Annotated in this window: 8 protein-coding genes; all 8 read left to right on the forward strand. The window is 34.4% G+C overall.

All coding sequences use genetic code 11. The features are described from left to right. Nucleotides 1-245: 245 nt before the first annotated feature. The 8 genes from truA (at nucleotide 246) to DMB65_RS10380 (ending at nucleotide 13511) form a co-directional block, all read left to right on the forward strand. Nucleotides 246-980, forward strand: coding sequence for a tRNA pseudouridine(38-40) synthase TruA (truA, locus tag DMB65_RS10345; protein WP_110306571.1), 735 nt, complete (start codon nucleotides 246-248; stop codon nucleotides 978-980). A 68-nt stretch (nucleotides 981-1048) separates the two neighbouring features. Beyond that, nucleotides 1049-2803: an ABC transporter ATP-binding protein gene (locus DMB65_RS10350; protein WP_110306572.1), complete on the forward strand. Its 1755-nt coding sequence runs from the start codon at nucleotides 1049-1051 to the stop codon at nucleotides 2801-2803. 20 nt (nucleotides 2804-2823) lie between these two features. Beyond that, nucleotides 2824-4398, forward strand: coding sequence for a histidine kinase (locus tag DMB65_RS10355; protein WP_110306573.1), 1575 nt, complete (start codon nucleotides 2824-2826; stop codon nucleotides 4396-4398). Nucleotides 4399-4483: 85 nt separating this feature from the next. Beyond that, nucleotides 4484-7084: a zinc-dependent metalloprotease gene (locus DMB65_RS10360; RefSeq protein WP_110306574.1), complete on the forward strand. Its 2601-nt coding sequence runs from the start codon at nucleotides 4484-4486 to the stop codon at nucleotides 7082-7084. Nucleotides 7085-7104: 20 nt separating this feature from the next. Then, the gene (locus DMB65_RS10365) at nucleotides 7105-10443 is read left to right on the forward strand and encodes a SusC/RagA family TonB-linked outer membrane protein (RefSeq protein WP_110306575.1); all 3339 of its coding nucleotides are present in this window, start codon (nucleotides 7105-7107) and stop codon (nucleotides 10441-10443) included. Between the two features lie 10 nt (nucleotides 10444-10453). Next, a complete protein-coding gene (locus DMB65_RS10370) occupies nucleotides 10454-11773 on the forward strand; it encodes a RagB/SusD family nutrient uptake outer membrane protein (protein WP_110306576.1) in 1320 nt (439 codons plus the stop codon). A gap of 169 nt (nucleotides 11774-11942) precedes the next feature. Then, the gene (locus DMB65_RS10375) at nucleotides 11943-12707 is read left to right on the forward strand and encodes a LytR/AlgR family response regulator transcription factor (RefSeq protein ID WP_110306577.1); all 765 of its coding nucleotides are present in this window, start codon (nucleotides 11943-11945) and stop codon (nucleotides 12705-12707) included. 219 nt (nucleotides 12708-12926) lie between these two features. After that, nucleotides 12927-13511, forward strand: a complete 585-nt coding sequence (locus DMB65_RS10380) for an NUMOD4 domain-containing protein (protein WP_110306578.1) — start codon at nucleotides 12927-12929, stop codon at nucleotides 13509-13511. Nucleotides 13512-13822 lie beyond the last annotated feature (311 nt).

The following is a 13822-nucleotide window of genomic DNA, read 5'->3' on the forward strand; positions in this document are numbered from 1 at the left end:
TAAACTATGATTTGAATTTTGGGTTTTAACGTTTTTTAAAGGAGATTGTGCAATTCTGAACACCTAAGGTCTATAGATTCTATTTTTGAATTTGAATTACATTGTTGCATTTCTACACAAAGCACTTTATTGGTCTGATAGAGACACTACATCAAAAAATACCAAAACCTTTAGACGCACAGCTGTACGTCTCTACAGAAAACTTTGTACCTTTGCAGCCTTGTCACTTTGAACCTTCAGAACACTTGAGATATTTTATTCACTTTGCTTATAACGGAACACATTATCATGGCTGGCAGTTTCAGCCCAATGCTTCATCGGTTCAGGAAACTTTAAATAAAGCTCTTTCGGTTTTGCTAAATTCAACTGTAAATGTAATGGGCGCCGGAAGGACTGATACTGGAGTCCATGCAGAAGAAATGTACGGGCATTTTGATTTTGAAATACCAATTGATATTCCAGTTTTAGTACATAAACTGAATTCGTATCTTCCAAAAGACATTGCCATATTTAATCTGATTCATGTTCATGATGATGCACATTGCCGATTTGATGCCACGAAGCGAACGTATGAATACCATATCAATAGCGTTAAAAATCCGTTTTTGGAAGGACTGAGCTGGTATGTGAATCAAAAATTAGATATTAATTTAATGAATGAAGCTTCGCAAATTTTATTGAAGCATACCAATTTTCAATGTTTCTCAAAAGTAAATACAGATGTGAATACATTTGATTGCACGATTTTTGAAGCGTATTGGGAAACTGAAAATAACAAATTGGTTTTTACCATTTCGGCGAATCGTTTTTTACGGAATATGGTTCGGGCAATTGTGGGAACTTTGATTAATATTGGCCTGCATAAAATTTCGCTGGCTGATTTTGAAAATATAATTGCCAGTAAAAACAGAGAAAAAGCAGGGTTTTCTGTTCCTGCACATGGTTTATATTTAACGAAAATTGATTACGATTATTTATAGCAATAAGCTACCGGCATTAAACTTACTGCTTACTGCCTGTAGCTTATTGCTTAAAGCATAAAAAATAAATGAAAGCAAAAGCATTTGATACCGGATTATTTAAACGTATTTTAAAATATACGAAACCTTATAAATGGCGCTATTACGGCGTTATTGTTTTTGCAATATCGTTATCGGTTTTTGCTGCACTTCGTCCTTATTTATTGAAGCAGACCGTTGACGGCTACATTAAAACGCATGACAAAAATGGTTTACTGATGTACATTATCCTGATGGGTATTGTGCTTTTGATGGAGGTACTTTCTCAATTCTATTTTGTGTATTGGGCGAACTGGCTGGGTCAGGATATTGTAAAAGATATTCGGAATAAGCTTTTTAAACATATTTTAAGCTTTAGAATGAAGTATTTTGATTTGGTTCCTGTTGGGCAATTGGTAACACGATCTGTTTCGGACATTGAGTCGATTGCACGTATTTTCAGTCAGGGTTTGTTTATGATTATAAGTGATTTGATGAAAATGCTTGTTGTACTTATTTTTATGTTTTATATGAACTGGAAACTGACCTGGATTGTGGTTGTTGCTATGCCAATTCTGGTTTATGTTACCCGAATTTTTCAACGTAAAATGCAGGTGGCGTTTGAAGAAGTGAGAACACAGATTGCTAATATGAATTCGTTTGTTCAGGAACGCGTAACGGGAATGAAAATCGTCCAGCTGTTTAACCGTGAGAAAATCGAAGCTGAAAACTTTAAAAACATCAACGACAAACACCGTGTTGCATGGATCAAAACGATTTTATACAACTCGATATTCTTTCCGATTGCCGATATTATTTCGTCTATTACCTTAGGTTTGGTAGTGGTTTTTGGTGGATTTAAAATCCTGAACGGAGATGATTTTACGACTTTTGGAGATCTGTTTTCTTATACGATGTTTATTGGGATGTTGTTTAATCCGTTGCGTCAGATAGCAGATAAGTTTAACGAGATGCAATTAGGGATGATTGCTGCCAATCGTGTTTTTGACATTATTGATACAAAGGATCATATTCAGGATACCGGAACTCTGGAAGCGCCTGTTTTTAATGGAATCATAGAATTTAAAGAAGTTCGTTTTAGCTATATTCCGGAAGAGGAAGTTATAAAAGGTATTGATCTTTCTGTCGCTTCAGGTCAGACAATTGCAATTGTGGGTTCAACAGGTGCCGGAAAATCGACCATTATTAACTTACTGAACCGTTTTTATGAAATTAACAGTGGTACTATATTTATTGATGGACACAATATCGAAAACTATACTTTGGCTTCTTTAAGAAAACAAATTGCGGTTGTTCTTCAGGATGTATTTTTGTTTGCCGATACGATTTATAACAATATCACACTACATAATCCTGAAATTTCGCGCGAACAGGTAATTGATGCTGCCAAAAAAATTGGTGTTCATGATTTTATTATGAGTCTTCCTGATAATTATGATTTTGATGTAAAAGAGCGCGGCGTTATGCTTTCATCCGGACAAAGGCAATTGATTGCTTTTTTACGTTCGTATGTTAGCAACCCGAGTATTTTGATTTTAGATGAAGCGACTTCATCAATTGACACGTATTCTGAAGAACTGATTCAGCGTGCTACTGAAACGATTACCAAGGGCAGGACTTCTATTGTGATTGCGCATCGCCTGGCCACTATTATAAACGCTGATAAAATTGTGGTCATGGACAAAGGTCTGATTGTGGAGCAGGGCACACATCACGAATTGCTGACTAAAGCTGATGGTTATTATAAAAATCTGTACGACTCACAATTTTCGGTTGTAAATTAGAACTTCAAATAATACTACTTTTGAAATTTAAACTAAAAAAAATAACATCCAGACGTGCGTTCTTTATATATGTCGCATTCACGATTTTAGTCACGGTTTCATCTGTTTACATTTTGAGTAATTTGATTACTGATCTTACTGAAAAAGCAAATGAAGAATTAGCGCAACGGAACTTTATTAAGAAACAGGAATTCATGTCACAGGAGTTTTCAAAATTGCTGGAGCAGGAAAACCGAATAAAGCATGTTTTAAAAATTAGTAATCCGGAGAATTTATCTTCTAATTTAGAAGTTTTATCCTCAGTACAAAAAACCAGTCCTTTGATCGTGAACAACTGGTTTCAGATTAACGATGAAAAAATTCAGTTTGCAACCGATTCTATTGCTACTCAGGCAGCAATTACTGATACAGAAAAATTTATTCTTCAACACAAAAATGAAGCTTATATAAGTACAATTGTATTGTCTGGAAAGGAATGGATCTGGCGAATTTATTTTAAACTAATTTCAAAAAAAAATACAACGGTACGTTGTGGTTACGACATCAGTCTAAAAAAATTCCGTGATTATTTGTCCACTGTCGATAAAACTGGCAATAATTATGCTTTTATTTTCGATAAAAACGGGAGATGTATCTACCACCCGGATTCTACTTTTATAGGCAAAAATATCTGCAAAGTATATTCTATCCGCTCTATTGATACTGTTTACAGCAAAAAACAGGATTATGTAAAAAGAGTAACCATGTCTGAGTTTTTGAAACTGGACGTAATCCGTTTTACAAAAAAATTTGATCTCAAAGGTTCTCAGTGGTTTATGTGTGTCAACCTCCCTAAAGTTTTCGATGACGAAAATGTCGATCTGATCAGAAAATATGCTACCTGGATATATTCGATTACGACCATAATGCTTCTTTTGATTTTCTATTTATTCTCGTATGCAAACAGGCGGGCTTACAAAGAAAAAGGAATCGCTATTAAAGAAAAAAACAGGCTTCGTGTAGAGAATGAAAAAATTATAAAAGAAAAAGCACTTATCCAGCTGCAGCAGCTGAAAGAACAGATTAACCCGCATTTTTTATTTAATTCACTCAATTCATTATATATGTTAATGACTAGCGATGTTAAAACTGCGCAGAAATTCACCCTGAATTTATCCCGTATTTACCGCTATCTGATTGATCCGCCAAAGAAAAACATAGTTCAGCTAAAAAATGAATTACTCTTTATTGAAAAATATATCTTTTTACAACAAACCCGATTTAAGGAAGAATTATTTTTTTCTATAAAAATTGAAGACGAAACGGCTTTAGAAAAATTTATTCCGTATCTGGCTTTTCAGGTTGTGGTTGAAAATGCTATTAAGCATAATATGGCAACTCAGGAAAACCCTCTCACAACCCAAATTTTAATTCAGAAAGATCAGGTCGTTATCAGCAACAATCTTCAAAAAAAGGCACACAGCGAACCTGGAGCTAATTTTGGTTTAAAATACCTTTCTAGTGTCTATACTTTTTATTCCAGAACCAATTTTCAAACCTCAGAAAAAGACGGTAATTTCGTATGCATTTTGCCATTAATATCCATTCACTCCTAAAAATAAGCCATTCACTCCCTTTCCTTTTTTATTTGAGTACGAAACAAATATTTTCGCGCTAAAATTAACCTAAAATTAACAACAAATGAGGGAAAAGGCATTCCTGTATAATTTAAAAGCAATCCTTGTATTCCTTTTCTTTTTATTAGGCCCGATTTCTGGATATTCTCAAAAAAAGAATAAGAAAAAAGAAAATACTACTGAAATAGCAAAAGATACAACGTCGTCTAAAAAAGGAAAAAAATACAATGATCTTGTAAAAAAGGGTACCGTAAAAAAAGGGCTCTTTAACATTATACAAGTTAAAACGGATGTTTATTTTGAGATTCAGGACAGTTTATTCGAAAGAGAGTTTTTAGTTGTAAACAAATTATCTCAGGTTCCTTTTCAGGTTAATGATGCAGGGCTTAATAAAGGAATGAATTATGAAAATAAAGTAATTAGTTTTTATAAAGATACGATTGCCAGAAAAGTTTGGGTTAGGTCTTATTTACCAAAAGTTTCTTCTCCAAAAGAGGATGCCATAACAGCCTCTGTAAAAGATAACTTTTCTGAATCTATTATTGAAGTTTTTGATATCGAAACTAAAAATAACGATTCTACTTCTATAGTCATTAAGGTAAATAAGATTTTTGACGGAAAACAAAAAAGTTTTAATGATGTTTTGAGCAACATCAGTTTTGGAGGTTCTGTAAAATCAGACTTGTCTTATATTGAAAGTTTAAAAGCTTTTCCTAAAAATGTGGTGATAAAATCACAATTAACAACTTCTATCAGCGAAGGTGGCCCCTCATTGTCAGTTACACTTGGTGTTACAAGCAATATTGTTTTGTTGGATAAAGTGCCGATGAAACCTCGTTTTTCAGACAACCGAATTGGTTATTTTACTGAAAAACATTGGTATTTTGCTGATGCACAACAGGCAATGGCTGAGAAAGAACTGATTACCCGCTGGAGATTAGAACCTAAAAAAGAAGAGGAAGAACGATATTTAAAAGGTGAATTAGTAGAGCCTAAAAAGCCAATCGTGTATTATATTGATCCGTCAACCCCAAAACAATGGAGAAAATATATCATTGAAGGAGTGCGCGATTGGCAATTGGCCTTTGAGAAAGCCGGTTTTAAAAATGCTATTATTGCAAAAGAGCCTACAGAAGCCGATGTGGATTTTGATGTAGACGATGTACGTTATTCTGTTATCACGTATGCCGCTTCACAAAAGTCAAATGCAATGGGGCCTTCTGTTGTTGATCCACGAAGTGGTGAGATTATTGAAGCCGATATTATCTGGTGGCATAATGTAATGACTTCCCTGCAAAGCTGGATGCGCATCCAGACCGGACCAATTGACCCGAAAGCAAGAGGTAATACGTTTAGTGATGAACATATGGGCGAAGCAATACGTTTTGTATCCTCTCACGAAGTAGGGCATACTTTTGGTCTGAAACATAATATGGGTGCCTCTTTTGCTTATGATGTTGAATCATTACGCTCTAAAGAATTCACTTCAAAAATGGGCGGAACTGCTCCTTCTATCATGGATTATGCACGATACAACTATGTAGCACAGCCTGAAGATAACGTCACAGCAATTACACCAAAAATTGGTGATTATGACAAATATGCTATTGAATGGGGCTACAGATGGTATGGAAATGATGATAATGAGCAATTAAAGCTGAATGTTTTAATCGCTTCGCACGAAAATGACCCTATTTATTTCTACGGAGAACAACAAGACGGAAGCAATTTAATTGACCCGCGTTCTCAATCTGAAGATTTGGGCAACGACGCCGTGAAAGCCAGCGGATATGGTTTAAAAAACCTAAAAAGTGTAGTTAATAATATCCTGAACTGGACTTACGAAAAGGACAAATCCTACTATGAAACTGCCAAATTATATATCGGGACTATTGGTCAGTGGCAATTGTACAACCGTCATGTGATGAACAACATTGGGGGTATTTATCTGAATGTAACTGTTCACGGTGATAATAAACAAAGCTATGTTCCAGTTCCGGCTTTAATGCAAAAAAGAGCAGCAGATTATTTAGTCAAAAACGTCATTACGATTCCGCAATGGTTATTTTTTAATCCGATTTTAGACAAAACAAATCCGTTGAAAGATTCGCCAATCGGGCCTTATGAGTACACACCATATACCTTATCAAGAGAATTGCAATATAGCATTTTGTATGACTTATTTAGTGATGACCGTTTGCTGAGAATGACTGAAAATGAATTGTATCAGCGAAATAAAACCACCGAAAAGGTTTTTACCGTCAATGAGCTGTTCAGTAAAATGCACCAAAAAGTTTTTGCACCAACGATTTTAAATAAATCGCTATCGATTCTGGAACGTATGACTCAAAAGAATTATGTAGATGTTCTGATTATTTCGACAAATAAATTATTCGAAAAAACAGATGCTAAAAAGACAATCGATATACAGGAAACATTACAAATGCCTCATTTATGTTCTTTAGATGATGCCCACATGATGAGAAACATTAATCAGTCATCGTTAAAAAGAGTTACGGAAGTTACTTCTGACAAAAAAGGAGAGTTGAATAAAGTGCTTCAATTATTAAAAACAAAGAAAAGCACTGGCGATCAGTCGACTCAAAACCATTACCGCGATTTGATACAACGAATCGAAAAAGCTTTGAATAATACAACCTTTTAATAAATACCCAATCCAAAAACATGAAAAAAATTCTACATGCTTTACTGCTGTTCCTGGCCATCGCAGGATATTCGCAGGAAACCCGAACGATTACGGGAATAATACTTGACGAGAATGATAAGTCCCCTATTCCGGGAGCTACTATTTTTGTCGAAAACAATTCTATTTCCAATAAAACTTCAATGGCGGGAATCATCCAGAGTTCAGCTATTGGAACTACTACCGATTTTGATGGTAAATTTCAATTAAAAATAGCAAAAAATGTAACTTCCCTAAGGGTAACTTTTATGGGATATGCTTCCTATACATTAGACCTTTCTGCACAAAGAGATTATACAATTAACCTAAAATCTGAAACTGCAAAGCTACAGGAAGTTGTAGTTACTGGTTACCAAAAAATTGAGAAAAGAAAACTTACTGCCGCAGTTACCAAAATTGACATGGCTGCAATCCAGCAGACCGGGGTTTCGAGTATTGACCAGTTATTAGTTGGACAAATTGCCGGAGTTGCTGTAAGTACTCCGTCAGGAGCACCAGGAGCACCTGCAAAAATCAGAATCAGGGGTACAGCCTCTCTTAGCGGTACACAAGATCCTTTATGGGTACTTGACGGATTGCCATTAGAAGGAAATGAAGTTCCTAAAAACTACGACAAAGACAATATCGATTTATTGAACAACTACTCTATCGCTGGCTTAAACCCTGATGATATTAAAGATATTACCATTTTAAAGGATGCGGCTGCTACAGCTATTTACGGTGCCCGTGCTGCAAATGGTGTAATCGTGGTAACTACTAAAAAAGGTAGAGCAGGTAAAATGGTGGTAAGTTTTAATACCAATACCTTTATTACACAAAGACCTGATTTTGCTAAATTAAATTTAATGAACGCAAACGAAAAAGTTGACTTAGAGCTTAATATGGCTAGCCGTGAAGATTTAACATACAGAGATACAGGTGGAGATATTGCCCGTATTCTTAACGGATCGAATGAATTAGCTACATTCAGAGCGGGTGGTTTCTCTTCTTTGAGCCCGGCAACACAACAATCTATTAATGATCTAAGAAACAATAATACAAACTGGGGTAACTTATTATACCAAACTGCGGTAAATATGCAACATGGTTTGAGTTTATCCGGAGGTGGAGAAAAGTCGGATTACTATTTCTCTTTAGGATACTATGACGAAAAAGGAACAACGGTTGGAACTGGTTTCAAACGTTATAACTTAACGTTAAAAAACAATTTCGAAATTACAGACAAATTTAAAGTTGGTGTTGGTATTTTTGGCTCAGAAAACAAAACAACATCCTATTTAACAGATACAGATTTGTTTACAAATCCGGCTAATTACTCCAGAAACGTAAACCCATATTTAACGCCATACAATGCTGATGGCAGTTATAAATATGATCAGGATATTGCAGGATACTCTGGTCGTTATGTTCCTTTTAACATTCTGGAAGAAAGAAAAAATACATCATATGATTTAAAAACAAGAGCTGTAAAAGCTTTATTCGATGCTGAATATAAAATAACAGACGCCATAAAAGTTACTTCGCAGTTAGGTTTACAACTGGACAATACAGCCAGTGAAAAATTTGCTGATAAAGAAACTTATTATACAAGAAAGCAAAAAGAAAAATCACGTTATTTTACTAACGGAGCTTACAACTATTTCCTTCCTGCCGGAGGTATAATTCAAAATTCAAATACTGATTTCTTTCAGTATAACCTGAAAACAATGGTTAACTATAAGAAAACCTTAGCAGAAAAACATGAAATTGAAGCCATGGTTGGTAATGAATTAAGAAGAAATTATAACACTTCTGTTGCTACTAAAGGTTTTGGTTTTAATAAAAATAATCTAACAACACAACAAATTATTTTCCCGACGACCTCTTTTGCTAATGATGCAGAATATAAAACCTATACAAAAACTGAAAACGAAAATGCATTTGCCTCTTTCTTCGCTACAGTTGCATATACATACAATAGAAAGTACAGTATATTTGGAAGTGTGAGATACGATGGTTCTGATTTATTTGGTGTAGATCCAAAATATAAATATCTGCCTCTTTGGTCAACTTCTGCATCATGGGCAGTTTCTGAAGAAGATTTCTTAAAAGAGAATTTAACTCTTTCTAACTTAAGGCTTCGTGCTTCTTATGGTTTACAAGGGAATATTGATAAAAATACTTCTCCTTACGTAATGGGTACAAACGGAACAGTAGTTATACTTCCTGGTCAGACAGAACCTGTAATTAATGTAGACAGTCCACCAAATGACAAATTACGTTGGGAAAAAACCGAAAATGTTAACCTTGGTGCAGACATAGGTCTTTTTAATAATCGTATCAGTATTGTAACTGATTTGTACGGAAGAAAAAGTTCTGACTTAATAGGTTTAAGAGCGCTTCCTTTAGAAAATGGTTTTGAATACAGCACTTTAAATTGGGCACAGGTAAGTAATAAAGGTTACGAGATTACTTTGTCTACTAAAAACATCGATAGTCCAAACTTTAAATGGAATACCAGTATTAACTTTTCTCATAACAAAAGTAATATTGACCGTATAGAGGTTCGTGACACTGATTACCTGCCAAGCAGAGAAGGCCGCCCTGTAAATGCTGTTTTCGGATTTAAAACAAACGGTATTGATGAGAACGGATATCCTTTATTCGTAAACAAAAATGGACAAACAGTAAATACCCAGACATTCTTTGGATTATACGATCCTTTTGCTGACTTTTTCCCGGGAGAACTTACACAATCAAGATTAACAGCCAGTGAATTTAGAGATTTGTTTACTTATTTAGGAGACAAAGATCCAAAATTTACAGGAGGTATCACCAATACCTTTAAAGTAAGCAATTTTGATTTGACAATTGCCGCTTCTTTTAACATCAAGCAAACCGTTACAAAAACACCTCCTTATAATGGAACTGAGGTTGACAGAGGACAAAATTACAGCAGGGATATTTTAAATGCATGGTCCCCAACTAATACATCTTCTAATTTGCCTGCAATCAATGGAAAAGATTCAGGAACGGGAGATTCTTATATGGCATATCTATGGTATTCCGGAGGAAATCAAATTCCAACAATGAATTACTTAGATACATGGGTTAGCGAAATGAGTTATATGAGACTAAGCAGTATGCGTTTGGGGTACACTTTCCCTAAAACACTGTCCGATTATCTTAACATTCAAAGCATCAGATTTAATGTTGAGGCAAGAAACTTATTCGTAATCAGCTCTGACTATAAAGGTTATTTTGACCCGGAAACTTTCGGAAACATTTATGCGCAACCAGTTCCTAAGTCCTTTACTTTAGGATGTAATGTAACTTTCTAATAAAATTAAGATGAAAAAAATCTCAAAATATATATTATTATTTGTTGCCGCAATAGCAGTAACAAGCTGCGATGACTACCTGGACATACAACCTGTAGGACGCGTCATTCCGGAAACTTTAGACGAATACCGTGCAGTTTTAACAAAAGGATATGATGCTTATCCTGAACACAAATCTTTAACAGCTGTTCGCACAGACGAATTGATACTGAACGAATTTAGTGAAGATTTAACATACTACAGAGATATTTATATCTGGAAAGATGCTAATCCGGACCGTATTACAACTACATTTCAGTATCAGTATTTGTACAATGTAATTTTTTATACAAATGTTATAATCAATGAAGCTTCAAAAAAACTTGAAGCATCTGAGGAAAAAAACCAACTAATAGGTGAAGCTTATGCACTTAGAGCAATGGCTTACTTTGATTTGGTTAACCTTTTTGCAAAACCATACAATGCTGCAACTGCTGGTTCAGATAAAGGAGTACCATTAGCTTTAGAGATCGATTTAGAGCAGGCCTTCGTTCCTCAAAGTGTTGAAGTAATCTATAATCAAATTATTTCTGATACTAACGAAGCTGAGAAATTAATCAATTTAAATACTCAGCCAACAGGTAAAAATTACCGTTTTTCTAAAGCTGCATTATACAGTTTAGAAAGCCGTATTTACTTATACCAGCAACAATGGCAAAAATCGTTTGACGCTGCAAATAAAGCTTTATCCATCAATAATACATTAATTGATTTAAAAGCAACTCCTGCTTTGGCAACAAAATATACTTCAGCCGAGTCTATATTGGCTCTTGAAGATGGATTAATCAACAATTTAAAAGGTGCTGTATACGCATCACCTGATTTAATTGCTGCCTACAGTAAAACAACAGATTTACGTTTTCCTCTTTACTTTTTAGCAAGCGGAAGCCGTTACAGAATCCAAAAAGGAGGCAATGATGATCAAAAATGCTCTTTCAGAACTTCTGAGTTGTATTTAACGAAAGCTGAAACCTCATTAAAACTAAATAATATTGCTGATGCAAAAACAACCGTTTTAAGTTTCATCAAAAACAGATATACTGCTGCTGCTTACACACAGCTTGAAAGCGATATCAATGCAATGAATGCTACTGATTTAACAAACTTCATCTATGCTGAAAGACAACGTGAATTTGCTGTAGAAGGTCAACGCTGGTTTGATTTAAGAAGAACTTCTCAAAAACAAATCGTTCATACATTTGACGGTGACGATTACACATTGATACAAAACGATCCGCGATACACCATCATTTACCCGGCAAACGCAAGATTAAACAATCCCAATCTATAATACCTACTATTGTTTTTTTTTGAAAAGGGTCCAGTTGAAAAACTGGGCCTTTTGCATTTATTTATACCAAATAAAAAAAAATATTCGATAACTAATTCTTAACCTTAACTAATATCTTTGCAGAAATAAATATCAGCCCATTTGCACATGGCGCATTAGTACCAAAAGAATGAAAATTGCTATTGTTGAAGATGAATATCTTGCTTCCAGCTACCTGAAATGTATTTTAGAAAAGCAAAATATTTTACCCGTAACAGAAATCATAGTCTCAAAATCAGTAAAAGAAGCTGTTGTTGTTTTTTCTGAAAACAATGTTGATCTGGCCTTTATGGACATTCATCTGGGTGATGGGAAAAGTCTTGAAATTTTCGAAAAAACGACTGTCTCCTGCCCTGTTATTTTTATTACAGCTTACGATTCTTATGCTATCACAGTCTTCAAACACTTTACCATTGATTATCTCTTAAAACCTTTTGAAGAAGCAGAACTATTAGATGCTTTGGAAAAATTCAAAAAAATAAAAAATACGTTCAACACTGATTCTGCCGTACAGTCACTTGTTGCCATAGAAAACCCTGATACCTGTAAAATACAGCGTCACTTTCTGGTAAACCACGGTTATAAGTTAATCTCAATAAATGAAACGGAAATCACATATTTTGTAGCATCCGGAAAACATCTTTTTATTTATGTAAATTCAGGAAATAGTTATTTGTACAACAATACGCTTACCGACATCATACACACACTGGATCCGTTTTTGTTTTTTAAGGTAAACCGTAAATACATCGTAAGCAGAAATATTATTAAAGAAGTTATCAAGCATTCAAATCAAAAAATTGAATTGATTCTTACCGTGCCCGCTGTCGAAAGTGATCCCATTATCATCAGTAAAAAAGAAATAAATAACTTTAAAAATTGGCTCGATCAATAGTCAAAGAGGTTTTATTAATCTAGAAAAATCAGCACATTAAAAAAGCCTTTACTATTATTAATTTAAGATGTAAACGGAGAAAATAAATCAAAAAAAAATGCAAAAGTTAAAAAAGCGTTATAATAATCATAAAAAAATCACTTCATAATCAGTCATATAGCTTTGTTTTCTTTGAAATTGTATCTTTGAGATAACAAAATTTCAAAATGCAAAAGAAACATGCCACAGATAAGATTTTATCCAAATGAAGAATTTAAAGAAATAGATATTAATGCATCCTTACAATTTCGATACGCAATTTCAAACAAAGGAAGACTCGTTAGTTTTACCGATGATATACAAAACGGACGTCTTTTAAAAGGAGGTTTGAGTGACGGCTATCCTATCTTTAGATTCAAAGTCAGACAAAATGATAAAATTGTTAATAAATACCTTTTTCTCTACAAATTAGTTGCCCAGTATTTTATTCCAAAAGAATCCGTAGAACAAACCTATGTACTTCATTTAGATTATATTCGAAACAATGACGATGTGAGCAACCTGCGTTGGGCTACCAAATCCGAAATGATGGCTCACAGCCGTAAAAGCCCACATGTAATCCAGGCAAAAAAGAACCTTATCGAACATAATATAAAATCCGACGGCAGAAAACTCACTACAACCAAAGTCATGCTGATCAAAAAAATATTAGCCCGCCCTGAGCAAAAAACCCGTATTAAAATGATTGCAAAACAATTTGGCGTTAGCGAAATGCAGATCAGACGTATTGCCAGCGGTGAAAACTGGGGGCATGTGAAAGTTTAAATATCAATTCCTTAATTATAACTTATCATTTCCAGCTAATATCAGGCTGAACGGAGTCAAAGAGCCCTTAGAATTAAATAGGGCTTCGACTCTGACCAGCCTGACAAACTTTATATCACATTCTATTTAATTTTTTGAAATTGTTATTGCCTTTGATATTACTGTTGATTTTTGCAATTGAAATTCATTTTTGAAAAACATGAGTTTTTATCAAAAAAAGCTTCGAAACCATCTTCATTTTACCATTTTATATAACTTTTATCCGAATCTCTGTGAAAAGACCAAAGCACTGAATGCTTAAAACAAAATTT

It is taken from the genome of Flavobacterium cheongpyeongense (genome assembly GCF_003202435.1).
Lineage (GTDB): Bacteria > Bacteroidota > Bacteroidia > Flavobacteriales > Flavobacteriaceae > Flavobacterium > Flavobacterium cheongpyeongense.